Annotated in this window: 24 protein-coding genes; 9 read left to right on the top strand and 15 right to left on the bottom strand. The window is 68.7% G+C overall.

Translation table 11 applies throughout. The annotated features are described in order from the left end of the window. Positions 1–149 precede the first annotated feature (149 nt). Positions 150–695: a GNAT family N-acetyltransferase gene (locus ACIBJH_RS44095; protein WP_399122614.1), complete on the top strand. Its 546-nt coding sequence runs from the start codon at positions 150–152 to the stop codon at positions 693–695. 25 nt (positions 696–720) lie between these two features. On the opposite strand, the gene ACIBJH_RS44090 is transcribed toward ACIBJH_RS44095, so the two are convergent. From ACIBJH_RS44090 to ACIBJH_RS44045, 10 genes are all read right to left on the bottom strand, one after another. Further along, on the bottom strand, positions 721–2,157 hold the full coding sequence (locus ACIBJH_RS44090) for a type IV secretory system conjugative DNA transfer family protein (protein WP_399122613.1): 1,437 nt from the start codon (positions 2,155–2,157) through the stop codon (positions 721–723). Positions 2,158–2,173: 16 nt separating this feature from the next. Then, the gene (locus ACIBJH_RS44085) at positions 2,174–3,607 is read right to left on the bottom strand and encodes an ATP-binding protein (protein WP_317884262.1); all 1,434 of its coding nucleotides are present in this window, start codon (positions 3,605–3,607) and stop codon (positions 2,174–2,176) included. A gap of 7 nt (positions 3,608–3,614) precedes the next feature. Next, entirely contained in the window at positions 3,615–5,174 is a 1,560-nt protein-coding gene (locus ACIBJH_RS44080; protein ID WP_399122612.1) for an SCO6880 family protein, read from the bottom strand. Continuing rightward, positions 5,171–6,484, bottom strand: coding sequence for a hypothetical protein (locus ACIBJH_RS44075; RefSeq protein ID WP_399122611.1), 1,314 nt, complete (start codon positions 6,482–6,484; stop codon positions 5,171–5,173). Before ACIBJH_RS44075 ends, ACIBJH_RS44080 begins: the two co-directional genes overlap by 4 nt. Continuing rightward, positions 6,474–7,316 (bottom strand): hypothetical protein, encoded by an 843-nt coding sequence (locus ACIBJH_RS44070; RefSeq protein WP_399122610.1) that lies wholly within the window; start codon positions 7,314–7,316, stop codon positions 6,474–6,476. The genes ACIBJH_RS44075 and ACIBJH_RS44070 overlap by 11 nt, the downstream gene beginning before the upstream one ends. Positions 7,317–7,485: 169 nt before the next feature. After that, positions 7,486–7,794 carry a hypothetical protein gene (locus tag ACIBJH_RS44065; RefSeq protein ID WP_399122609.1) on the bottom strand — a complete coding sequence of 103 codons (309 nt, stop codon included), beginning with the start codon at positions 7,792–7,794 and terminating at the stop codon, positions 7,486–7,488. Positions 7,795–8,163: 369 nt separating this feature from the next. Then, on the bottom strand, positions 8,164–9,477 hold the full coding sequence (locus ACIBJH_RS44060; RefSeq protein WP_399122608.1) for a peptidase S8: 1,314 nt from the start codon (positions 9,475–9,477) through the stop codon (positions 8,164–8,166). A 342-nt stretch (positions 9,478–9,819) separates the two neighbouring features. Beyond that, a complete protein-coding gene (locus tag ACIBJH_RS44055; RefSeq protein ID WP_399122607.1) occupies positions 9,820–11,181 on the bottom strand; it encodes a peptidase S8 in 1,362 nt (453 codons plus the stop codon). Between the two features lie 281 nt (positions 11,182–11,462). Then, positions 11,463–11,921, bottom strand: a complete 459-nt coding sequence (locus ACIBJH_RS44050; RefSeq protein ID WP_399122606.1) for a hypothetical protein — start codon at positions 11,919–11,921, stop codon at positions 11,463–11,465. Next, positions 11,918–12,520, bottom strand: coding sequence for a TetR/AcrR family transcriptional regulator (locus ACIBJH_RS44045; RefSeq protein ID WP_399122605.1), 603 nt, complete (start codon positions 12,518–12,520; stop codon positions 11,918–11,920). The genes ACIBJH_RS44050 and ACIBJH_RS44045 overlap by 4 nt, the downstream gene beginning before the upstream one ends. Before the next feature lie 99 nt (positions 12,521–12,619). Between ACIBJH_RS44045 and ACIBJH_RS44040 the strand changes: the two genes are divergently transcribed. After that, positions 12,620–13,558, top strand: coding sequence for an oxidoreductase (locus ACIBJH_RS44040; RefSeq protein WP_399122604.1), 939 nt, complete (start codon positions 12,620–12,622; stop codon positions 13,556–13,558). Positions 13,559–13,575: 17 nt separating this feature from the next. Here ACIBJH_RS44040 and ACIBJH_RS44035 read toward each other — a convergent pair whose 3' ends face one another. Beyond that, positions 13,576–13,959 (bottom strand): VOC family protein, encoded by a 384-nt coding sequence (locus ACIBJH_RS44035; protein WP_399122603.1) that lies wholly within the window; start codon positions 13,957–13,959, stop codon positions 13,576–13,578. Next, positions 13,952–14,230, bottom strand: a complete 279-nt coding sequence (locus tag ACIBJH_RS44030; protein ID WP_399122602.1) for a DUF397 domain-containing protein — start codon at positions 14,228–14,230, stop codon at positions 13,952–13,954. The genes ACIBJH_RS44035 and ACIBJH_RS44030 overlap by 8 nt, the downstream gene beginning before the upstream one ends. A 188-nt stretch (positions 14,231–14,418) precedes the next feature. Here ACIBJH_RS44030 and ACIBJH_RS44025 point away from each other — a divergent pair, with 188 nt between their 5' ends. From ACIBJH_RS44025 to ACIBJH_RS44015, 3 genes are all read left to right on the top strand, one after another. After that, a complete protein-coding gene (locus ACIBJH_RS44025; RefSeq protein WP_399122601.1) occupies positions 14,419–15,207 on the top strand; it encodes a trypsin-like serine peptidase in 789 nt (262 codons plus the stop codon). A gap of 180 nt (positions 15,208–15,387) precedes the next feature. Next, positions 15,388–16,332 (top strand): NlpC/P60 family protein, encoded by a 945-nt coding sequence (locus ACIBJH_RS44020; RefSeq protein ID WP_399122617.1) that lies wholly within the window; start codon positions 15,388–15,390, stop codon positions 16,330–16,332. Between the two features lie 166 nt (positions 16,333–16,498). After that, on the top strand, positions 16,499–17,206 hold the full coding sequence (locus ACIBJH_RS44015) for a phosphatase PAP2 family protein (RefSeq protein WP_399122600.1): 708 nt from the start codon (positions 16,499–16,501) through the stop codon (positions 17,204–17,206). An 87-nt stretch (positions 17,207–17,293) separates the two neighbouring features. Here the strand turns inward: ACIBJH_RS44015 and ACIBJH_RS44010 are convergent, their stop codons facing one another. Then, the gene (locus ACIBJH_RS44010; RefSeq protein WP_399122599.1) at positions 17,294–18,859 is read right to left on the bottom strand and encodes an FAD-binding oxidoreductase; all 1,566 of its coding nucleotides are present in this window, start codon (positions 18,857–18,859) and stop codon (positions 17,294–17,296) included. 66 nt (positions 18,860–18,925) lie between these two features. Further along, positions 18,926–19,105, bottom strand: a complete 180-nt coding sequence (locus tag ACIBJH_RS44005) for a hypothetical protein (protein ID WP_399122598.1) — start codon at positions 19,103–19,105, stop codon at positions 18,926–18,928. 149 nt (positions 19,106–19,254) lie between these two features. On the opposite strand from ACIBJH_RS44005, the gene ACIBJH_RS44000 reads away from it, so the two are divergent. Together ACIBJH_RS44000 and ACIBJH_RS43995 are read left to right on the top strand one after the other, a co-directional pair. Further along, the gene (locus ACIBJH_RS44000) at positions 19,255–20,100 is read left to right on the top strand and encodes a hypothetical protein (RefSeq protein WP_399122597.1); all 846 of its coding nucleotides are present in this window, start codon (positions 19,255–19,257) and stop codon (positions 20,098–20,100) included. A gap of 105 nt (positions 20,101–20,205) precedes the next feature. Beyond that, on the top strand, positions 20,206–20,385 hold the full coding sequence (locus ACIBJH_RS43995) for a hypothetical protein (protein WP_359614761.1): 180 nt from the start codon (positions 20,206–20,208) through the stop codon (positions 20,383–20,385). 3 nt (positions 20,386–20,388) lie between these two features. On the opposite strand, the gene ACIBJH_RS43990 is transcribed toward ACIBJH_RS43995, so the two are convergent. Beyond that, entirely contained in the window at positions 20,389–20,730 is a 342-nt protein-coding gene (locus ACIBJH_RS43990) for a metal-sensitive transcriptional regulator (protein WP_399122616.1), read from the bottom strand. 197 nt (positions 20,731–20,927) lie between these two features. On the opposite strand from ACIBJH_RS43990, the gene ACIBJH_RS43985 reads away from it, so the two are divergent. Next, positions 20,928–21,548, top strand: coding sequence for a DUF47 domain-containing protein (locus ACIBJH_RS43985; RefSeq protein ID WP_026151758.1), 621 nt, complete (start codon positions 20,928–20,930; stop codon positions 21,546–21,548). A 7-nt stretch (positions 21,549–21,555) separates the two neighbouring features. Continuing rightward, positions 21,556–22,554, top strand: a complete 999-nt coding sequence (locus tag ACIBJH_RS43980; protein WP_200714913.1) for an inorganic phosphate transporter — start codon at positions 21,556–21,558, stop codon at positions 22,552–22,554. Positions 22,555–22,658 lie beyond the last annotated feature (104 nt).

Raw genomic sequence — 22,658 nt, 5'->3', positions numbered from 1 at the left:
GGAAGCTAAGCCTTACAGCGCCGATGGTACTGCAGGGGGGACCCTGTGGGAGAGTAGGACGCCGCCGAACAAATATTGCGAAAACCCCTGTACCGAATTCCGGTGCGGGGGTTTTCTGCGTTTCGGCTACGGTGGCTACCGTGGCAGACATGAACTACAAGATCCGTTCGATACGCGCCGACGAGTGGGCAGCGGTGAAGGAACTGCGGCTGGTCGCCCTGCAGGATCCCGTCGCGCATCTCGCCTTCATGGAGACCTATGAGGCGGCGAAGGCCCAGCCGGACTCCTTCTACCAGGAGCGGGCCGTAGGGGCCGCCGAAGGTGCCGAGAAGGCTCAGCAGATCATTGCCGAGGGGCCCGACGGCGAGTGGGTCGGGACGTTGACCGTGCTTCTTGAGGAGGCCGGGACCGTCGACTGGGCCGGCTTCGCGGTCGAGCGGAAGCAGGGGCACATCGTCGGGGTGTTCGTGCGCCCGGAGGTCCGGGGCATCGGACTGACCGAGGTGCTGTTCGACGCGGCCCTGGAGTGGGCCTGGGGACGCGGTGTCGAGCGGGTACGGCTCATCGTGCACGAGGACAACGAACGGGCCCGGCGGTTCTACGGCAAGGTCGGCTTCGTGCCCACGGGCGTCGTCGTGCCGCTGGCCGGGAAAGCGGACGAGCGCGAGCTGGAGATGGAGTTCGAGCGGCCGTAGCCGCGGAGTGCCGTAAGTCCTGGTGCTACACCGGGAGTTCGTGGTGCGGCCAGCGGGCTCTGGCCTGTTCCTGGGAGCGGAGGAGGGCCAGGGTGGGCAGGCCGCGGTCGGCTCCGGTGGCCAGAAGGTCGGGGAGTTGGGGGAGCGGGGCGACCGCGGCGATGTCGTCCAGGACGAGCGTCATTGGTGGGTCGAGGCGACCGGCCGATGACCGTTCGGCCATGTGCCGGCCGCGCTCGACCACGCTTGATGCGAGGGCGGTGAGCAGAGGCATCGCACCCGGGTTCGTACGGGGGTCCTCGATGGATTCACCTACCAGATAAAGCGTGCCCCCTTCGTTCACGAAGGAATCCAAGGAGAGCGCGTCAGTTCTGTTGGGTGTGCAGGCTTCGCGGATGTTGACCGTGAAGAGGGAGGACAGTGCGCGGCTCGTCAACTCCTGGGCGATGTCCCGGCGTTCGGGGTGAGAGGTGAGCGCGGCTTCGAGTTCGCCCGCCGCGCCGGGGGCCGCCTTGGGGTTCGTACGGAGGGTTCGTACGGCGTCCTGGATCTGGGCGCCCTGGGACCAGCGGTGGACGTGGCGGATGGTGCGGCCGTCGATCGCGGCTGCGTGCAGGTAGCTGCGGAGGAGGGTTTCGGCGGTGTCCGCCACGGCCTGGTCGATTTTCGCCGTGGGTTTTACGGGGGCGAGGAGGGCGGCGGCTCGTCTCACCGCTGTTTGCTTGTCCTCGCAGCCCGTGGTGGGGGACCAGTGGAGGCGGGCCGGGGTGTCGCAGAGGTGGGTGGGGTCGTAGAGGAGGACCGGGCCGAGTTTGGCTCTGGCGTCCTTGGTGTCCTGCCAGACCGTTCTGTTCGACGTGACTACCAGGGCTGGGCCTTCCGCGTCCCGTACGGCCTGGGTTGCGGTTGCTTGGCGGCTTTCCGGCGGTGCCACGAAGATCTTTTCCCACCCACCCACCCGTTCACCGTTCATCGGAGAAGCTGAGGCAGGGGCGAGCGGAGGTGCGCTCGGCGGCTGTTCGAAGACGGCCGTGGGCTGCGGCTGTGGTTCCGGTCTTTGGGCCGGGACCTCGTGAACTTCCGGCGCCTGCTGCTCCGTTCGGGCCCGGGCCCGTACCGCTCGCCATCTCGCGACCGTGCCCATCGTGAACACGGTCAGGACGAACAGGACCATCAGCTGGCCGATGAACAGGCCCCAGAAGAGGCCGTAGCCGGAGAGTTGAGTGGGTGGGGTCTCCGGCCAGGCGCCGGTGATGTCGTGCGGTTGGCCGATCAGGTGGCGCATGGCCAGCGGGGTGCGGGCGAAGGTCACGCCCGTGGGCCAGGCGCCCTTGGAGAACAGGGCCGCCAGGCCCGTGGCCGTCCACACCAGCAGGGTCATGCCGAGGAGGAAGGCGAGCAGGCCGATCAACAGGCCGTCGGGGATGCCTCCTCGGCGTTCCCGTTCGTCGTTCGGTCTCATCTCGCCTCTTCGCCTCTCACGCCACCGTGGACTCGGAGGAGCCGTCGAGATCGCTCAAGTGCTGTTCCATGAAGGCCGCCGCGCGTTCCTCCGCCTCCAACTCGGCGGCGCGCAGGGCGTCGTCGGTGAGTTCTTGGTCGTGGTCGCGGGAGGACTGGGTCATCGCGCGGTCGGTGAAGACGAGCGGGCGTTCCGTCTCGGTGATGAGGTGTTTGACCACCTGGACGTTGCCGTTGACGTCCCAGACCGCGATGCCGGGGGTGAGGGTTGGGATGATCTCCACTGCCCAGCGTGGTAGCCCCAACACCCGGCCCGTTGCCCGGGCTTCGTCCGCCTTCTGGGCGTAGATCGTGCGCGTCGACGCCATCTTGAGGATCGCCGCCGCTTCCTTTGCGGCGGCCCCGTCAACCACGTCCGACAGGTGGTGGACCACCGCCACGAACGACAGGCCCAGTCGGCGGCCGAACTTCAGCAGGCGCTGGAAGAGTTGGGCCACGAAGGGGCTGTTGATGATGTGCCAGGCCTCCTCGACCAGGAAGATGCGCTTCTTCCGGTCGGGGCGGATCCAGGTGTGCTCCAGCCAGACGCCGACGATGGCCATCAGGATGGGCATGGCGATGGAGTTGCGGTCGATGTGGGACAGGTCGAAGACGATGAGGGGGGCGTCGAGGTCGATGCCCACCGTCGTCGGGCCGTCGAACATGCCGCGCAGGTCGCCGTCGACCAGGCGGTCGATGACGAGGGCCACGTCCAGGCCCCAGGCGCGTACGTCGTCTATGGCGACGTTCATCGCCTCGGCCGACTCCGGTTCCGGGTGCCGTAGTTGCTCGACGATGTCCATGAGGACGGGCTGGCGGTCGACGATCGTCTCGTTGACGTAGGCGTGCGCCACCTTCAGCGCGAAGCCCGAGCGTTCGTCGAGGCCGTGGCCCATCGCCACCTCGATGATCGTGCGGAGCAGGGCGAGTTGGCCCGTGGTGGTGATCGCCGGGTCGAGGGGGTTGAGGCGGATTCCCATGTCCAGGGCGGCTGTTGGGTCCAGGCGGATAGGAGTTATCCCCAACTCCTCCGCGATCAGGTTCCATTCACCGACGCCGTCCTCGCCCTGGGCGTCCAGGACGACGACCTGGCGGTCGCGGAAGCGGAGTTGGCGTAGGACGTACGTCTTCTCCAGGGCCGACTTGCCGTTGCCGGACTCGCCGAGCACCAGCCAGTGGGGGGCGGGGAGTTGCTGGCCGTAGAGCTGGAAGGGGTCGTAGATGTAGCCCTTGCCGGAGTAGACCTCGCGGCCGATGATGACGCCGGAGTCGCCCAACCCGGGGGCGGCCGTGGGGAGATAGACCGCCTGGGCCTGGCCCGTCGAGGTGCGGACGGGCAGACGGGTGGACTCGATCTTTCCGAAGAGGAAGGACGTGAAGGCGTCGGTGAGGACGGACAGCGGATCCCGCATCTGAGCCCTACCTCCGGATGCCGGTGGCGAACGGCAGTGTGTTCACAAACGCGCGGTGGTGCTCGCGGTCGCACCACTCCAGCTTCAGATACGACTTGCCGGCGGACGCCCTTATCGTGCGCTTGTCGCGCGCGAGGGCCTCGGGATTGCGGGAGGAGACGGTGATGTAGCCGACCAGGTTCACCCCGGCCGCGCCGCTCGCCAGGTCCTCGCCGCGCTGGTCCATGCGGCCGTGGGCGGCGACGTCGCGGGGGTCGACGGTGCGGTTCATCTTGGCGGCGCGGGAGGCGTCGGCCTCGTCGTTGGTCTTCTCGGTCAGCATGCGTTCGATGGCGACCTCGGTGGGTTCGAGGTCCATCGTGACGGCGACCGTGCGGATCACGTCCGGGGTGTGGACGAGGAGCGGGGCAAGGAAGTTGACGCCCACGGGGGTCATCGGCCACTCCTTCACCCAGGCGGTGGCGTGGCACCACGGTTCGCGGGTGGACGACTCGCGGGTCTTCGCCTGGAGGAACGTCGGTTCCATGGCGTCGAGTTCGGCCGGCCAGGCGTTGCGCTTCGTCATCGCCTGGATGTGGTCGATGGGGTGGTCCGGGTCGTACATGGAGTGGATGAGCGAGGCGAGCCTGCCCTGTCCGAGCGGCTGCCGTACGCGGATGTCCGCCTCCTGCAACCGCGAGCAGATGTCGGTGAGTTCACGTGCCATGACGACGGCGAGACCCGCGTCCCGGTCGAGCTTGCGGCCCGCCTGGGGGCGGGACGCGCGGGCCATCGCGTTGGCCTCGGAGGAGAGTTCGCGGGTGAAGTGCATGCACGCGACGAGGTAGGCGCGGTGCTGCTCGCTGCTGGTGGACACCATCGACTGCAGTTGGTCGTACGACTGCTGGAGCCAGGTCAGGGACTTCTCGTCGCCGCGCTGGGCGACGTCCTTGGCGTGGGCGTCCGGGTCGGCGGGGAGGGTGCGGGCGAGCATCTGGAGGCGGGTGACGAAGCCGTCGCCGTTGGCCACGTGCTTGAGGAGGGTGCCGAAGCGGTCGACGAGGGCCTCCTGGTCCTCGCTGTCGCGCAGGCCGACGCCCGGGCCCTCGATCTCGATCGCGGCGGTGACCGTACGGCGGTCGGCGTGCAGGAGTACGGCGATCTCGTCCGGGCCGAAGGGGGCGGCCAGCCAGTTGATCCGGCCGATGCCGGGCGGCGGGCCGATCTCTACCTCGCGGCCGTCGAGGTGGACGCCGGCCTCCATGACGGAGGAGCGGTACGTCGTGCCGTTGCGCAGGGTCCGCTTGTAACTGCGGTTGATCTCGAACCACTTGTAGAACGTACGGCGCTTGTACGGCACGTAGACCGCCATCAGCGCGAGCAGCGGGAAGCCCGTCAGCAGCACGATCCGCAGGGACAGGACCGGGACGAGGAGCCCGCACATCATGCCGAGGAACGCGCCCACGATGATGAGCGCGATCTCGCCGGTCTCCCGGTTCTTGCCGACGATCGCGTTCGGCCGGGCCCGGCCGATGAGATATGTCCGGCGGGGCGTGATCGGATGGGACAGGTGGGACTCTGTCGTCAACGCCCTTCACCTCCCGTGCGGTTGTTGCGGGTGTTGCTGGCGTGCGGGGTGTTCGCCGGGCTCTGGCGGGGCGGGGGCGCGGAGGTGGGGACTGCTCCGCCGCCGCCCGAGGGGCGGCTGCTGTGGGCGGCCACGCCGCCGGAGACCGGGTTGGACGGGCGGGCGCCGCCGGAGGACTGGCCGCCGCCTCCGCCGTCGTTCGTGCGGGCGCTGTGGGTCTTGATGCCCTGGGCGACCATGGTGGCCGGGGAGCTGATGACCGCGGCGGCCTTGCCCTCGGCGCCCTGCATGATGCGGTTGTTGCGGCCGTTGGCGATCTCGTCGCCGAAGCCGGGGACGAAGCGGTAGATCATCGCGCTGGCGAAGATGGCCAGCAGGATGATGGCGAGGCCGGAGACGACGGCGGAGAACGAGTCCGGGCCGTCGGCGGAGGACAGTGCGCCGGCCAGGCCGAGCACGATGACGATGACCGGTTTCACCAGGATCACCGCGATCATGATGCCCGCCCAGCGGCGGACGTGGCCCCACAGGTTCTTGTCGACGAGGCCCGCGTAGACGACGGTGCCGAGGAGGGCGCCGACGTAGAGGAGGGCGGCGCGGATGACGAGCTCCAGCCAGAGGACGCCGGCGGCGAGGATGCTGACCAGGGAGACGACGATCAGCATGATCGGGCCGCCGCCGATGTTGTCGCCCTTGGCGAGGGCGCCGGAGAAGGTGCCGAAGAAGGTGTCGGTCTGGTTGCCGGTCGTCTTCGCGAGGACGTCCGTGACGCCGTCCGTGGCGGAGACGACTGTGTACAGGATCAGGGGTGTGAACGCGGAGGCGATGACCGTGAGCCAGAGGAAGCCGATGGCCTCGGAGATCGCGGTGGTGAGGGGGACGCCTCGGACCGCGCGCTTCGCCACCGCGAGGAGCCACAGGAGGAGGGTGAGGATGGTGGACGCGGCGAAGACGACCGCGTACTGCTGAAGGAAGCGCTGGTTCGTGAAGTCGACGTTCGCTGTTTCCTTGACCGCTTCGCTGAGCTTGTCGATCGTCCAGGAGGCGGCGTCGGCGCAGCCTTTTCCTAGGGAGGAGAGGGGGTCGAGGGTGCTGGTGAGACTGGGGGTGGTGGTGGAGCCCTTGTCGCCGGAACCGCGTTCGCAGTAGTCCTTCGCGGGGCCGCGGATGAGGTCGCAGGGGTCGCTGCTCTTCGTCGGCGTGGGCGAGGGAGAAGGAGCGGCCAGGGCACGGGTGGCCAGCAGCACCCCGGTGGCCTGGACAGCGGCCAGGACCGCTGTGACCTTGAGGAAGCGGTGGTTAGCGCGCATACGTGAACCCTCCGAATTCCTCAACGGCCTTTGTCATGTCGTCGGCTGTGGAGGCCCTCTGGTCGCGTCCGACCGGCACGGGGCCGTCCTTCTGCTGGAAGTCGGTGACTTTCCAGTCGTTGTCCAGCCATTTCAGCTCGTACGTGGTGGTGTACCAGCTCTCGGACACGGGGTTGGTCGAGTTCCCGCCGGACAGCCCGAAGAGCGAGGTGTACCAGACGGCGACCGTGGTGGTGCCTGTGCTGGACGCGGTGACCTTGGTGCCCACCGGGACGACCCGGGAGATGAAGGTCTGGCCGGCCGGCGCGGTGCCGTCCTTGCTGAGGCCGATGTTGCTCAGGAAGCTCGCGCTGGAGTACGCGGTGTCCAGGGCTTGCTGGCGGCTCGCGGCGACATCGGAGGCGAAGACGGTGTTCACGATCTCGTGCCGCTTGGCCGTGTTGAACATGTCGGTCGAGCCCAGCGCGATGGAGTAGTTGGCCGCCGCGCTCTGTGCTCCCTGCTCGTTCTGCGCGAACCCCGACGGAATCCCGCCCGCCTTCGTCTCCACCGGCTTCGTCCCGCTCGCTGCCGTGGAACTCGCGTCCGGCTTCGAACCGCCGGACACGGTCGTGTCGTTGGAGGAGGAGTCGTTGCCGCCGCGGTTCGCGAAGGCGATGGCGGCGATGAGGAGGACGACTACTCCGACGACTGTCACCAGGCTTCTGGAGGAGGACCGGCCGCCTCTGCGGGCGCCGCCGTAGACGTCGCCCGGGGTCTGGGGGTAGCGGGTTCGGGTCTGGCCGGTGCCTCCGTAACCGCCGGAGGTCTCGTGCTCGTCTCCGGAACTCATGCCGGGTACGCCCCTTCGCCGTCGTCCAGAAACATCTGGAAGTACGACGGTAGCCGTGCTGGTTCCCGCGCGGGCGCGGTGTGGTGACTCGACATCAGGGAAACGCAACCTCAGCCGGTGGGCGCGACGGGCGGGTGGGGTGGGGAGAGCGGGCGGTCGAGTCCGGGGGCTATACGGCCATGCCGTACACGATCGTGAAGAGGGTGCCTAGGGAGCCGATGATGAAGACCCCGGTCAGGCCGGCGATGATGAGGCCCTTGCCCTGTTCCGCGCTGAACGTGTCGCGGAGCGCCGTCGCGCCGATGCGCTGTTTGGCCGCACCCCATACGGCGATTCCGAGGCAGAGCAGGATGGCGACCGCCATCACGACCTCGATCATCACCTTGGCCTCGTTGCCCAGGCTGCCGAAGGGGCCCCAGTCCGGAGCGATCCCGCCGATGATGGTGTTGATGTCTCCCTTGTCGGCCGCAAAGCGCATGTAAGTCACCGCCCCTGGTGGGTAGTTCCGCATCCCCTGCAGGTGCGCAGAGGTCAGACATCATTGTCGCCGACAATGGCGCCGTCGTATGTCGACTTGGCGTCATTGGTTGGCGAGTTTCGTACGAATACCACGTACGGTCACTCTGTGTATCACGGTAGGTAACGCCGGGCAATGAGGCCTGGGCGGAACCTGTGCGTGGTTCGGTCGTTAGCCCCTGATTATCGAGTTGCTCGTGCTGATGTTCTCATGATGAACGGGCCGCGGCTGGATGCCGCGGCCCGTTCTCTCATGCCACGTGTGGCCCCCACGACCCACGGTGGCATGACATGTGACTGTGGATCAGATCAGGGTGGGGTCCCCTTGACCTCAGTTCGCGAAGGCCGAGATGCCCTCCGGGGTGCCCCAGCCGGTCGGGCCGTCGTAGCCGGTCGCGGCGGTGCAGAAGTACGACGTGGTGCAGGTGCCGTTGTTGCCGCTCGTCACGTCGTTGAGGGACGAGGTGCCCGCGTAGTCGTAGGGGTACTGCGCGGGGTAGGTGCCGCTGGCCGGGGTGCCGGCGAGGGCGTAGACACCGGCGATGATCGGGGCGGAGACGCTGGTGCCGCCGAAGGTGTACCAGCCGGCGGTGACGCCGTAGGAGTCGTAGACGGAGACGCCGGTGGCGGGGTCGGCGACGGCGGAGACGTCGGACTCCATGCGCTTGGTGCAGCCGGTGTCGGTCTGCCAGGTGGGCTTGGCGTCGTACGCCGAGCAGCCGGAGCCGGTGCCCTCGGTGCTGCTGGTCTTCCAGACGACCTCGGTCCAGCCGCGGGTGGTGGAGGCGGTGGAGAGCTTGGTGCCGCCGACGGCCGTCACGTACCGGGAGGTCGCCGGGTACTCGGCGCCGTAGGCGCTGTCACCGGAGGAGACGGTGATGGCCACGCCCGGGTGGTTGTAGTACGAGGTGTCGTACGTCGTCTGGGACGAGGACTCCGAGCCGCCGTAGGAGTTCGACACGAACTTGGCGCCGAGGGCCACGGCCTCGTTCTCGGCGGTGCCGAGGTTGGCGTAGCTGGCGCTGGTGGCCTCGACGAGGGTGATGTTGCAGAGCGGGCAGATCGCGCTCGCCATGTCGAGGTCGAGGGAGATCTCCTCGGACCAGCCGGCGTCGGAAGTGGGCAGAGAAGTCGTCGAACCGGTCTGGCTGACCTTCTTGAAGCAGCCGTTGGCCGTGGTGCAGGCGGAGAGGCCGTAGTACGAGCGGTAGGTCGCGAGGTCGGCCTCGGCGTTGGGGTCGTTGTACGCGTCGACGATCGCGATGGTCTCGCCGGAGCCGTTGGAGGCGGCGGCGGAGGTGAGGCCGTAGGCGGAGCGGAGGTTGGTCGGGCTGTAGCCGGACGGGGTCGTCGCGTCGGCGGCCTTGGGGGTGATGCCGGTCTTCGCGGCCTGCATCTTCTGGAAGGCGGTGAGGCCGCCGGTGACGCGGTAGGACTTGCAGGTGAGATCGCCGACGTGCTTGGGGGTCGAACAGGGGGTGGCGGCGTAGGTCACCGCGGTGGAGGTGGTGGCGCCGGCTGCCGCGTCGGCCTGTACGGCGGTGCCCAGGCCGGTGAAGACGAGTGCGGCTGTGGCTACGGCCGCGGAACCTATGCGGCGCCATCTACCGTGCGTGTGGGGGGAGTTGGGGGTGGTGGTACGCAAGGTGCAGCCTCCTGAGTCGGTGGAACAGGGGCGGTGCGGGTGCGTGTCGCCGGTGCGGTTTCCCCGGCGGTGGGGGGCGGCCCGCGATGACCATCTCTTGTTGAGTACGCGACAACAAGAGGCTGCTGGAATCCTGACTTCCGGCTTACCGAACAGGGTCTGGCCCTTTACCAAACCCACAGGTTTTTCATGGGAGTTGGAGTGCCTCAGAGGCCTGGGGCACGGCGAACGGGCCGCGGCTGGTTGCCGCGGCCCGTTGCCATTTGCTCCGCCGAGGGGACCCCACGTCCCCCTCTGCCGGCGGCTCCCCGTGACCCGACGGGGAGGTTCTGCGGGAGTGCCTCAGCCGGTGAAGGCCGAGATGCCCTCCGGGGTGCCCCAGCCGGTCGGGCCGTCGTAGCCCGACTTCGCGGTGCAGTAGTACGACGTGGAGCAGGTGCCGTTGTTGCCGCTGGTCACGTCGTTCAGGGCGGAGGTGCCGGCCGCCGCGTAGGGGTAGGAGGCCGGGTAGTCGCTGCTGCCGGGGGTGCCGGCCAGGGCGTAGACCGAGGCGATGATCGGGGACGAGGCGCTGGTGCCGCCGTAGGTGCCCCAGCCGGTGCCGTCGGCGCCGTAGGTGTCGTAGACCGAGACGCCCGTGGCCGGGTCGGCGACCGCGGAGACGTCGGCGATCATGCGCTTGGTGCAGGTCGTGTCGGTCTGCCAGGACGGCTTCGCGTCGTACGCCGAGCAGCCGGAGCCGGTGCCCTCGGTGCTGCTGGTCTTCCAGACGCTCTCGGTCCAGCCGCGGGAGTTGGAGGAGGTGGAGAGCGCGGTGCCGCCGACGGCGGTGACGTACTGCGAACCGGCCGGGTACTCGGCGCCGTAGCCCTCGTCGCCCGCGCTGGCGGTGATCGCGACGCCCGGGTGCTTGTAGTACGAGGTGTCGTACGTCGTGTCGGAGGAGGACTCCGAGCCGCCGTAGGAGTTGGAGACGAACTTGGCGCCCAGCTTGACGGCCTCGTTCACCGCGGTGCCGAGGTTGGCGTCGCTCGCCGACTTGGCCTCGACCAGGAGGATGTTGCAGTTCGGGCAGGTCGCGCTGACCATGTCGAGGTCGAGGGACTCCTCGCCGGCCCAGCCGCTGTCGGCGGAGGGGAGGGAGGTCGTCGAGCCGGTCTGGCTGACCTTCTTGAAGCAGCCGTTGGCGACCGTGCAGGCCGAGAGGCCGTAGTACGAGCGGTAGGTCGCGAGGTCGGCGGCGGCGTTCGGGTCGTCGTAGGCGTCGACGATCGCGACGGTCTCGCCCGAGCCGTTGGCGGCGGCCGCGTCGGCGAGGCCGTAGGCGGACTGGATGTCCGAGGGGCCGTAGCCGGTGGGGTCGTCGGTGGCGGCCTTCGGGGAGATGGTCTTGGGCGCGACGCCCTTGAGCGCGGCCTGCTTCTCCATGAAGGCGGTGGTGCCGCCGGTGACACGGAGGGCGTTACACGCGGCGAAGCCCTTCTTCGGGGTGGCGCCGCAGGCGGCCTTCTCGTACTGCACATGGGCCTTGGCGACCTGTGCGGCGATCGTCTTGGCGCTCACCTTGTGGGGGGTGGTGGCGGCGCTCGCGTGGGCGGCGGTGCCGAGGCCGGCGATCAGGAGCGCGGCGGTCGCGGCGGCGGCAGAACCGATTCTTCGCCAGTTGCCGCGTATGTGGGGGGAGTTGGGGGGTGACGTACGCAACGTACAGCCTCCAGAGAGAGGTGGGCAGAGGCCTGCGGGTGGGGGATCCACCGGTGAGGTTCCCGGTGGGGGCGGCGGCCCGTGACGACCTTCTCTTGTTGAGTACGTGACAACAAGAAGGGTTCCGGAGTTCTGACTCCCGCGTTACTCAAGGGGGTTGGGGGATTGCTGATCAATGGCGCCGGGATGGCACGGCGATGGCGCGGGCTTGACTCTCTCCACGGAAAGTCCACAGCGGGACGCGCGTTGACAGGCGTCGACGGCGGCGCTGTGGAGGGGCGCTAGAAGTGCGCGAGGATCTGGCGCAGGGGATGCCCGAGCGCGGTTGCGACGGAGGTCAGTTCCTCCTCGGTGAGCCACCCACGGTTCGGATACAGGGCCGCGATCCTGAAGCTCGCGAAGCCCATCGGCCAGTCGTACGTCAGCTCGTTGAGCGATGTCTCGGCGTTGCGGCAGGGGGCCGTGACCAGGAGCGTGGAGAAGCCTTCGGTGTGACGCTCCTGAACGGCTTCGCCCCACCAGCCACCGGAATCGGCGCCGCAGTGCGGGCAGTGGATCGTCTCCAGGTTCGCGCCGCAGTGGACCATCTCGACGGTGTCGTGCCAGATGGCTTCCAGGCCGCGGCGGGCGTCCGCGTCGGGGAGCAGGGCGGACAGGGCGGCTGTGGCGTGGTCCGCGGCGGCGCGGTCGGGTTGCCAGTGCGGGTCGGCCGGAATCACCGTCAAGTAGGTGTCGCTCACCGCTCGTTCTCGCGGGGCGTGAGGCCGTTCAGCAGGTGGTGGATCAGGGTCGGGACGCCGGCGACCGCGGCCTCCGGGGTGAGGGTGCCCTGGGCCGCGAAGGAGGCCGTGCCGTGCAGGGCGGCGCCTACCACCAGGCTGACCGTCCAGGGGTCGCCGGCGACGATCTCGCCGCGCTCCTGGGCGTCGGAGATGATCCGCACGAAGGGGACCGTGGTGCTCTCCACGGCCGCGCTCAGCTGCTCGGAGATGTCCGGGTCGTGCTTGCGGGTGTACATGACTTCGAGCAGCTCGGCGTTGGACGCGGCGAAGTGGACATACGCCTTCGCCAGCGCGATGAGGCGGTCCTCCAGAGGCGCCTGCGCGTCGTCGGCGCCGTCCAGCACCTGGGCCATGCGCTCGAAGCCGGACAGGGCCAGCGCGTCGACGAGGGCCTGCTTGTCCTTGAAGTGGCGGCCGGGGGCGGCATGGCTGACCCCGATGTCCCGGGCGAGTTCGCGCAGGGACAGGGCCGCGACGCCCTTCTCCAGCAGGGTGCGCTCCGCGCTCGCGAGCAGGGCGGAGCGCAGGTCTCCGTGGTGATAGGGGCGTACAGGCATGCGAACCATCGTATCCCGATGTAGACGACGGCAGCATTGTTGCCGCCGACATCATTGTTGTCATTGACAGCATTGTAGTCGTTGCCTACATTGGGAGGCATGGGCAACACGGACAAGACCATCAGTGGCAAGGGCGGCGCCAAGGCCGCCAAGTGGGACGCGAGCCGGATCCCCGACCTCACCGGCCGGACGGCGGTCGTCACCGGCGCCAACAGCGGGATCGGCTTCGCGGCGGCCGCCGAGCTGGCCCGCGCGGGCGCGCACGTCGTGTTCGCCGTACGGGACCCGGAGCGCGGGCGGGCCGCCGCGGCGAAGGCGGGCGGCAGCACCGAGGTGCGGCGGCTGGACCTCGCGGACCTGGCGTCCGTGCGGGAGTTCGGCGAGGGCTGGGACGGCCCGCTGGACCTGCTCATCAACAACGCGGGCGTGATGATGCTCCCCGAGGGGCGCACCCGGGACGGCTTCGAGACCCAGTTCGGCACCAACCACCTGGGGCACTTCGCCCTCACGAACCTGCTGCTCCCGCACATCACCGACCGCGTGGTGACCGTCTCCTCCGGAGCGCACAAGATGGGCGACGGCTACATCCACTTCGAGAACCTGAACCTCGACGGGATCTACGGCCCCCAGCGCGCCTACTCCCAGTCCAAGCTGGCCAACCTGCTGTTCACACTCGAACTCCAGCGCAGGCTGGCCGAGTCGGGCTCCCGCGTCCGCGCGCTGGCGGCCCACCCGGGCTGGGCGGCGACCAACCTCCAGAGCCACACGGCGAACCCGGTCGGCCGCGCGCTGATGGCCGTCGGCAACAGGGTCCTGGCCCAGGACGACAAGGGCGGCGCCCTGCCGACGCTCTACGCGGTGACCCAGGACCTGCCGGGCGCGAGCTACGTCGGCCCGAGCGGAATCGGCGAGATGCGCGGGGCGCCGACGCTGGTGGGGCGGAGCGCGGAGGCGAGTGACGTGGCGGCGGCGGAGCGGCTGTGGACGGCTTCGGAGGAGCTCACGGGGGTGCGGTTCTCGGTGGGTGCGGTGGCGTAAGGGCCGTCGAGAGGCGTTCAACTCCAGCTGCGCGCCCCGGCGTCGAAGACCTCGGCGGCGCTGTGCACCGGCAGGACGCACAGCAGGTGGCCGCCGGGCGCGCGCAGGGTGCGGCACTCCAGCCAGCGGGAGACCGGGGTCGCGCCCAGGGCGAGCAGGCGGGCGGTCTCCGCCTCCACGTCGTCGGTCTCGATGTCGATGTGGAAGCGCGGGTTGGTGTCGTCGATCGACTGAACAGCCGTCACCAGACCGGGGATCGCCTCGTGGAGGCTGATGAACTGCTCCTCCGAGGGGACCGGTGCGGCGGGGGCGCCGAGGGCCGCCGACCAGAAGGCCGCCGCGGCGGCGGCCTCCGGTCCGGGGGTGTCGATCAGGAGGGCGAAGACGCGGCTTCTATGCATCTGGCCCGTTTTCCGGGCCTGTTGGGTCCCCCGTGTCCGCCACACCCTCCACGAAGTGGTCGAACTCGCCTGCCTGGACGCCCAGTACGAAGGCGTCCCACTTGCGGCGGTTGGTGGTGACCACGTTGTCCGGGTCGCTGGTCTCGCGGATGTAGACCGGGGCCTCGCCGTCGTCGCCCGCGCCGAAGGCGATCTCTATCCAGGGGCCGGGTCCGGTCGCGTCCGGTGGGGCGGCGCGTTCCCAGGTGAGGTCGGGCGGGATGTCGGACACGGAAGATTCCTCTTTCTTGAGCCGGGGCGGCATCGAGTATCGCTCAGGGGGCAGAAGAGACGGGAGGACAGTACGGTGGACTGACCGCCGAACGCAGCGCCGAACGAGTCATTGCACGAGCCGTTCACAGCGAAATCTCAGCAAACGTCGACGTCCTTTCTCACCTTCGTGGGACAAAGTGGGGGCCGATGAAGCGCAGCTCACGCATCTCCCGTTCCGCTCGCCTCGCGGGCAACCGCCGGTACGCGCTGTTCGTCGCCGTGGTGACGCTGGCCCTGACCTCGGCGTCCGTGGCGACCGCCGACGACGGCCCGGGGCCCTTCGGGGTGACCACCGTGACCGAGGTGAACAAACAGAGCGTGCGGGTCGGAGCCCTGTTCGGCGCGGACCATGCCACCAGCCTGGCCGGCGGCCACCACTGCACCGCGTCCGTGGTGCACAGCGCCGGGCACGACCTCATCGTCAGCGCGGCCCACTGCCTGGACGGCGACCCGGGCGACGTCTTCGTACCCGGCTACCGGGACGGCAGGGCGCCGTACGGGGTGTGGAAGGTCGTGCGGCGGTACCTGCCGGACGGGTGGAACCAGGGGCAGGCCGAGGACAGTGACATCGGCTTCGCCACGGTCGCGGAGCTGGACGGTAAGAACATCGAGGACGTGGTCGGCGCCGACCGGTTCACCACCGGGACGGAGACCGGGGCCACCGCCGTGACGATCACCGGCTACCCCTCCGCCACCGACCAGCCCATCAGCTGCACCAACAAGCCCACCCAGCACAGCGCCACCCAGCAGCGCATCGACTGCCCGGGCTTCACCGGCGGCACCAGCGGCAGCCCCTGGATCAACGGGGACCAGCAGGTCGTCGGCGTCATCGGCGGACATGAACAGGGCGGACTGACGCCCGACATCTCCTACAGTGTCGTGCTCGGGAAAGAAGCGGCCGAGTTGTACAAGGACGCCACGAGCGACCCGGAATAAGGGCCGCCGCACCACCCGACCCGCTCGCTGAATACGCGTCACATCCGGCGGAAACACAGCGAAATGCCGCCACCCTGCCCCGAAATGGCCTTGAACAGGGCTGACATGGGGGAGGGTTGAGCCGTGCGAAAAGTATGGGTGATCGGTGGGGTCGCGGCCGGGCTCGGGCTCAGCTTCGTGATGCTGCTCGTCGTCGGGGTGTACCTCGTCGCCGGGAACCTCGCGGGCGGAGCCGGCGGCGGCAGCGTCTCGCTCGCCAAGGGCGCGGTGCCGACGGCCTATTCGTCACTCGTGCAGAAATGGGGCAACCTCTGCTCCGCCCTCAACCCCGCACTGCTCGCCGCCCAGCTCTACCAGGAGAGCGGCTTCAACCCGAACGCGAAGAGCCCCGCGAAGGCCGAGGGAATAGCGCAGTTCATCCCCGGGACCTGGGCCACGCACGGCATCGACGGCAACGGCGACGGCGTCCGCAACGTATGGGACCCGAACGACGCGATTCCGTCCGCCGCGACCTACGACTGCCAGCTCGCCTCCGATGTGAAGAGCGTGCCGGGCAACCAGACCGAGAACATGCTCGCCTCCTACAACGCGGGCGCGTACGCGGTCATCAAGTACCAGGGTGTGCCGCCGTACGCGGAGACCAAGAACTACGTGAAGACGATCACGTCCCTGGAGCAGAGCTTCGCCGCGCCGGTCAGCCGGGTCGACCCTTCCCAGCAGGCCGCCACCGCGATCACGTACGCCCAGAGCAAGCTCGGCACGCCCTATCTGTGGGGCGGTAACGGCACCGCCGACCAGGGCGGGCGCTTCGACTGCTCGGGCCTGACCAAGGCCGCGTTCGAGAGCGCGGGGATCACGCTGCCGCGCGTTGCGAACGACCAGTACAACGCGGGACCGCATCCGCAGCGGGCCGAATTGCTGCCGGGAGATCTGGTGTTCTTCTCGGACGACCTCACCAATTCCCGTGCCATCCGGCATGTGGGGATTTATGTCGGCGGCGGATACATGATCGACGCGCCCCGGACGGGTGCTGTGATCCGTTTCGACCCCATTGACACCCCCGATTACTTCGGCGCCACCAGAGTCACCGAAGATGGCGCGAAAGCGCTCCCCACGACGGTGTGAACCGAGCGTGAACCCACCCCCTGAGCTGCGGCGATGAGTCTCTCTTCGATAACGTCTGCGTGATCATTCGGTGGAGTGTGGAACGTACGAAGAGGGGCCGTGCGTTCCTGTTGAGTAACGCGCACGCGAGGTGCGCCCGGAACAACGACGAAGGAGCCGCAGCATCATGGCTGTACTCGCCGAATCCGGGTCGAACCCCGACGTCGATCTGCTCTACGACATCAATGGCCTCGCCAAGGACGCGCCGCACTGGCTCGACCGGGTCGTGGAGTTCGTCGGCGAGTACGGACTGCTCGTCGCCATGGTGCTGCTCGTGGTGTGGTGCTGGTGGTCCGTGCGGCAGCGCGCCGACGAGGACGCCGCGCAGTCCGTCGCGGCGCTCGTCTGGACACCGCTGGCCGCGGCGGTCGCCGTACTTGTGAACGTGCCCATCCGCGGGTTCGTGGAGCGGCCCCGTCCCTTCCTCGACCACACCGGCATCGATGTCCTCGTCTCCGGGAAGACCGACTACTCCTTCGTGAGTGATCACGCCACGATCACCATGGCGATGGGCGTCGCGCTGTTCGTCGCGAACCGGCGGTTCGGGCTGGTGGGGATAGGGCTCGCGCTGGTGGAGGGGTTCTGCCGGGTCTATCTGGGCGTGCACTATCCGACCGACGTGATCGGTGGGTTCGCGCTCGGTACGGCTGTGGCTCTTCTGCTGTCTCCGCTGGCGATGGTTCTGCTGACGCCTGTGGTCAAGGCTGTTGAGAGCTCGCGGTGGGGTGCGTGGTTGGTGCGGTCCGGTGACGCTCGTCGGCTGGCCCGGGACGCGGTGATCCCGGGGGCGCGGTCGGAGGCTTCGGGGACGGAGGAAAGGGACTTGGCGGCGTAAGCGCTCCGCTGGAAGGCCGGTTCTTCGTCTGCGGGTTCGTTGTGGCTGGGCGCGCAGTTCCCCGCGCCCTTACCAGGTACCGCCTGCTTACAAGCCCTGCGGATAGCTGAAGAAGTGGTTCGGGTCGTACTGCTTCTTCAATGTCGTGAGGCGGGTTGCCGCGTCGCCGTAGTACGCCTTGCGCCAGTTGGTGAGGGTGGGGTCGGTGTAGTTCTGGTAGGCGGCGCCGGAGGCGTACGGCTTCATCGCGGTGTGGAAGCGGGTCAGCCAGGACTGGGCGGCGGTGCCCGTGGTGCCGGACGGCCAGGAGACGAGGTACTGGGCCAGCATGCGGGAGCGGCGGTGCACGAAGGCCGTCGCCGTGGGGGAGACCCTGTTGACCGCGCCGCCCAGGGCCGTCAGCGCGATGTCGCCGTTGCCGCTGACCGACCGCATCTGCGCCAGCATCGTCTGGATGCCCGCGTCGGAGATCGAGCGGTCGAAGAAGTCGGAGCGGCCGGTGTAGGTCTCCCTGGCCAGCGCGCCCTGCGGGTTGCGGCCCGGCGTCGAGCCCGGCAGGTGGCACTGGGCGTCGGTCGAGAAGGACGAGCAGCCCGCGTAGGCGTTCATCGACTCCTCGTACGTGTGCCGCCTGAGCGAGACGCTCGACGCGTTGCCGCCGACCAGGTGGGCGAGGCGGTCGACCGCGTTCTGGAGTTCGTTGTAGGTGCCGAGGGAGAAGGCGGCGACGGAGACCTTGGGGATGCCGCCGGGGGTGTTCGAGAGGTGGCAGGAGGACCAGATCTCGTCGGGCTGGTCGGGGCCCCACTCCTGCCAGGCCTTCACCACGGCCGCGGCCATCGACGACGGCCAGGTCAGATAGCCCGATACGGCCTGGGGCGCGGGGTGCGTCTTGAACTGCAGCTCGGTGACGACGCCGAAGTTGCCGTTGCCCGCGCCGCGCAGCGCCCAGAACAGGTCCTTGTTCTCGCTCGCGTTGGCGATCAGCTGCTTGCCGTCGGCGGTGATCAGGGTGGCCTGGGTGAGGCTGTCGCAGGTCAGGCCGTACGCCCGGGAGACCACGCCGTGGCCGCCGCCGAGGGTGAGGCCGGAGACGCCGACCGTGGGGCAGGAGCCGGCGGGGATGGTCACGCCCTTCGCGGCGAGGGCCCGGTAGACGTCGATGAGCTTCGAGCCGGCGCCGACGACCGCGGTGGAACCGCTGGCCCGGATCTTGTTCAGCTTCGACACGTCGACGATCAGCCGGTTGTCGCCGGAGGACCAACCGGCGTAGGAATGGCCGCCGTTGCGGATCGCGACCTTGATGCTGTGGGCGCGGGCGTAGGAGAGGACGGAGCGGATGTCGTCGGCGTTCGCGACATAGGCCACCGCGGCCGGCTTCAGGTTGTCGAAGCGGGTGTTGTACAGCTGGTGGGCCGTCTTCCAGGAGGCGTCACCGGGGCGGACCAGGGTGCCGTCCAGGTCCCGGGCGAGGGCGGCCCAGTTGGCCGCGGCGGTGGGCAGCCTGCCGATGCCGGTGCCGGTGGTCCTGGAGGTGTTGGCGACGGTGGATGTGTCACCACTGCCGATGCCCAGGCTCTTGCCGCTGCACCCGGCCGTGGCTGCCGCCGCTATCGCGGCCGCGCCGCCGCCTATGAACGTACGCCGTTCCATTTCGCCTCCTGTGGGGATTCCGTGAGGTGAGATACGTCCGGCGCCCCACAAGTTCTCGCGCTCATGTCACGGGTTCGGAACAGACAGGTGGCCCGCGGCGTCCGTTCTGGCCTGGCTTCTCGCCCGTCTCGCCGGTCCGCGCCAGCCGCAGACGCACCGGCCGAAGCAGAAAGGTCCCTGCTCGACGAGTGTCGTGCGGTGTTCCGGATCTTCGGGGGGAGCCGCGAGGCTGTCCTGCTGTGCCACTCCGACAACGTTACCGAGGTTCCGTAAAGGGTTCGTATGGCCGCCGTATGTCCTTGTACCCGGCCCGGATCCGCGTGACGGGGCCACCCGCCCGCTCGTTAGGCGCAACGACAGGGGGCCCGTGACGACGTACCGGGGGTACGGCAGCGATGGAGGAGCGGCAGCGCAGGCGCACCGGTGGGGCGGTCGTCGCGGCGGGACTCGTGGTCGGGGTCTGTGTCGGAACCGGTGGGTGCGGCGGTGGCGACGGGGCGGCCACGGCGGACGCGCGCGGGGTCGGGGACGCGGTCGCGGTGGTGCGGCGCGCGGCCGACGCCCTTGTCGCGGCGGGGAGTTCACAGGCCCGTACGTCCATGGAGATGGCCACCGGCGGTACCCGCGTGACCATCCGCGGCGCGGGCGGCTACGACTTCCGCCGCCAACTGGGCCGACTCACCGTGCAGTTGCCGCAGGACCCGGCCGGGGCCAGCGAGCACCGGCCGATCACCGAACTCCTCGCGCCGGGCGCCCTGTTCATGAAGAACCGGGGTGCCGGGGTGCCCGCCGACAAGTGGGTGCGGGTCGACACCGGGACGCTGTCCGACGGCAACCTCGTGACCGGCGGGGCCACCGACCCGTATGCCGCCGCCGAGGTGCTGCGCGGGACGACCGCGGCGACGTATCTGGGGAAGACGGAGGTGGCCGGGGCCTCGGTGCGTCACTATCGGGGGGTCGCCGATCTCTCCGTCGCCGCGCGGAGCGCTTCGGCGGGGAACGCGGCGGCTCTGAGGTCGGCGGCGAAAGGGTTCGCCACCGCCCGGGTGCCCTTCGACGTCTACCTAGACGACCAGGGGCGCGTCCGCAAGGTCCGGCAGCGGTTCAGCTTCGTCAACGGGCAGCGCCGCAGCACCGTGGCGGTCGCCTCGACGACGCTGCTGTACGACTTCGGGGCCTCCGTGGACGTACGGCTTCCGGCGTCGAAGGACATCTTCGCCGGGCAGATCGCCGAGAAGTGACCTGATCCGATCGGTGACGAGTCCGTGTGAGAACTAGCCCGTCCGTGCCATGCGCGGTGTGTAGACCGCTCCCTACTCTAGGAAGTCGGTGACGGCAGAGAAGAGGTGACGCACGTGGCTCCGGTCGGCGGTACGGCAGTTCAGGACCACGTGGCACTCGCCGAGATCGAGCTGTGCGGAGACCTGATCATCGCGGCCTCGGCCGCCCAGGACCGGCTCAGCCTGGAGAGCATCGACGAGGTGCTGAAAGTGGCCGAGGAGCGGGACGCCTCCGACAGGGCCTAGGTCTCAGGTGCGGAGGAGTCGGGCGATCGCCTTCGTCGCCTCTTCGACCTTCGCGTCGATCTCCGTGCCGCCCTTGACGGCCGCGTCGGCGACACAGTGCCTCAGGTGCTCCTCCAGGAGTTGCAGCGCGAACGACTGCAGGGCCTTCGTGGAGGCGGACACCTGGGTGAGTATGTCGATGCAGTAGACGTCCTCGTCGACCATGCGCTGCAGTCCGCGGATCTGGCCCTCGATCCGGCGCAGGCGCTTGAGGTGCTCGTCCTTCTGGTGGTGGTAACCGTGCGTCACCGGTTCGGTGGCCGGTTCGGAGGGCGCTGCCGTCGCGTCGGCCTCGGTGGTCGTCATCGCGTCCATTGCGTCCTCCAGACATATACCCCTAGTGGGTATATCGTAACGAACTTTGCTGGGTATAGGGCCCTTGGTACGCCCCCGTGCGGATCACTGTGCCTCATGGGCGACACTGGGGGACGGCCCATTAGCCGTGGCCGGATGATGCACTTAGCATCAGCCTGACCGAAACCGATGCATCCCGAGGACCCCTTGTGCGCTTTCGTCTGACCCCCAGGGAGACGAGCTTCTACGACATGTTCGCCGCGTCCGCGGACAACATCGTCACGGGCTCGAAACTCCTCATGGAACTGCTCGGGGCGGACACCGCCGGCCGGGCCGAGATCGCAGAGCGTATGCGGGCCGCTGAACATGCCGGTGACGATGCCACGCACGCGATCTTCCACCAGTTGAACTCCTCCTTCATCACGCCCTTCGACCGCGAGGACATCTACAACCTCGCTTCCTGCCTCGACGACATCATGGACTTCATGGAGGAGGCCGTCGACCTGGTCGTCCTCTACAACGTGGAGGAACTGCCCAAGGGTGTCGAGCAGCAGATCGAGGTACTGGCGCGGGCGGCGGAGCTCACCGCGGAGGCCATGCCGAACCTGCGCACGATGGACAACCTCACCGAGTACTGGATCGAGGTCAACCGGCTGGAGAACCAGGCCGACCAGATCCACCGCAAGCTGCTGGCCATGCTCTTCAACGGCAAGTACGAGGCCATCGAGGTGCTCAAACTCAAGCAGATCGTGGATGTGCTGGAGGAGGCGGCGGACGCGTTCGAGCACGTGGCGAACACGGTGGAGACCATCGCCGTCAAGGAGTCCTGACCTCTTCATGGACACCTTCGCTCTGGTCGTGACCATTCTGGTCGCGCTCTTTTTCACGTACACGAACGGTTTTCACGATTCCGCCAACGCGATCGCCACGTCGGTCTCGACGCGGGCGCTGACTCCGCGCGCGGCGCTGGCGATGGCCGCGGTGATGAATCTCGCCGGCGCTTTTCTCGGTTCCGGGGTCGCCAAGACGGTGAGTGAGGGGCTGATCGAGACGCCCGAGGGGTCGAAGGGGATGGGGATCCTCTTCGCCGCGCTGATCGGTGCGATCACCTGGAACCTGATCACCTGGTACTTCGGGCTGCCGTCCTCGTCCTCGCACGCGCTGTTCGGCGGGATGGTGGGGGCCGCGCTGGCCGGCGGTACGGATGTCATCTGGCACGGGGTCGTCGACAAGGTCATCATCCCGATGTTCGTGTCGCCGGTCGTCGGGCTCGTCGCCGGGTACCTGGTGATGACCGCGATCATGTGGATCTTCCGGAAGGCCAACCCGCACAAGGCGAAGCGGGGGTTCCGGATCGCGCAGACCGTCTCCGCGGCGGGGATGGCTCTCGGGCACGGGCTCCAGGACGCGCAGAAGACCATGGGTGTCGTGGTGATGGCCCTGGTGATTTCCGGCCACTCGACGTACGGCGATCCGATTCCGGTGTGGGTGAAGATCGTCTGCGCGTTGATGCTGTCGCTGGGGACGTACGCGGGTGGGTGGCGGATCATGCGGACGCTGGGACGGAAGATCATCGAGCTGGATCCGCCGCAGGGGTTCGCGGCGGAGACCACTGGTGCGGCGATCATGTTCACCACCGCGTATCTCTTCAAGGCGCCGGTTTCCACGACGCATGTGATCACCTCGGCGATCATGGGTGTGGGGGCGACCAAGCGGGTCAACGCGGTGCGGTGGGGTGTGGCGAAGAACATCGTGATGGGGTGGTTCATCACGATGCCGGCGGCTGCGGTGGTCGCCGCGTGCTCGTTCTGGGTCGTGAACCTGGCGTTCCTGTAGCCCCTCCCCTCCCTCAGGTCAGTGGCCCGTTCCGGCTTCCGGAGCGGGCCCTTCCCGTGAAGGGGCAACCGCTTTCTCGAAAGCCCGGTGGTGTCGCCGGGAGC

It is taken from the genome of Streptomyces sp. NPDC050548 (assembly GCF_044457385.1).
In the GTDB taxonomy this organism is placed as follows: Bacteria; Actinomycetota; Actinomycetes; order Streptomycetales; family Streptomycetaceae; genus Streptomyces.
This window is presented reverse-complemented; position numbering and strand designations above follow the sequence as displayed.

Bases quoted from the DNA above. Each gene is read 5' to 3' on its own strand.
- ACIBJH_RS44025 (WP_399122601.1), top strand. From the start codon at position 14,419: ATGAAGCGCAGCTCACGCATCTCCCGTTCCGCTCGCCTCGCGGGCAAC.
- ACIBJH_RS44000 (WP_399122597.1), top strand. From the start codon at position 19,255: ATGGAGGAGCGGCAGCGCAGGCGCACCGGTGGGGCGGTCGTCGCGGCG.
- ACIBJH_RS44065 (WP_399122609.1), bottom strand. From the start codon at position 7,794: ATGCGCTTTGCGGCCGACAAGGGAGACATCAACACCATCATCGGCGGG.
- ACIBJH_RS44020 (WP_399122617.1), top strand. From the start codon at position 15,388: ATGCTGCTCGTCGTCGGGGTGTACCTCGTCGCCGGGAACCTCGCGGGC.
- ACIBJH_RS44015 (WP_399122600.1), top strand. From the start codon at position 16,499: ATGGCTGTACTCGCCGAATCCGGGTCGAACCCCGACGTCGATCTGCTC.
- ACIBJH_RS44045 (WP_399122605.1), bottom strand. From the start codon at position 12,520: ATGCCTGTACGCCCCTATCACCACGGAGACCTGCGCTCCGCCCTGCTC.
- ACIBJH_RS43980 (WP_200714913.1), top strand. From the start codon at position 21,556: ATGGACACCTTCGCTCTGGTCGTGACCATTCTGGTCGCGCTCTTTTTC.
- ACIBJH_RS44035 (WP_399122603.1), bottom strand. From the start codon at position 13,959: ATGCATAGAAGCCGCGTCTTCGCCCTCCTGATCGACACCCCCGGACCG.
- ACIBJH_RS44010 (WP_399122599.1), bottom strand. From the start codon at position 18,859: ATGGAACGGCGTACGTTCATAGGCGGCGGCGCGGCCGCGATAGCGGCG.
- ACIBJH_RS44090 (WP_399122613.1), bottom strand. From the start codon at position 2,157: ATGAGACCGAACGACGAACGGGAACGCCGAGGAGGCATCCCCGACGGC.
- ACIBJH_RS44070 (WP_399122610.1), bottom strand. From the start codon at position 7,316: ATGAGTTCCGGAGACGAGCACGAGACCTCCGGCGGTTACGGAGGCACC.
- ACIBJH_RS43990 (WP_399122616.1), bottom strand. From the start codon at position 20,730: ATGACGACCACCGAGGCCGACGCGACGGCAGCGCCCTCCGAACCGGCC.
- ACIBJH_RS44075 (WP_399122611.1), bottom strand. From the start codon at position 6,484: ATGCGCGCTAACCACCGCTTCCTCAAGGTCACAGCGGTCCTGGCCGCT.
- ACIBJH_RS44095 (WP_399122614.1), top strand. From the start codon at position 150: ATGAACTACAAGATCCGTTCGATACGCGCCGACGAGTGGGCAGCGGTG.
- ACIBJH_RS44040 (WP_399122604.1), top strand. From the start codon at position 12,620: ATGGGCAACACGGACAAGACCATCAGTGGCAAGGGCGGCGCCAAGGCC.
- ACIBJH_RS44085 (WP_317884262.1), bottom strand. From the start codon at position 3,607: ATGCGGGATCCGCTGTCCGTCCTCACCGACGCCTTCACGTCCTTCCTC.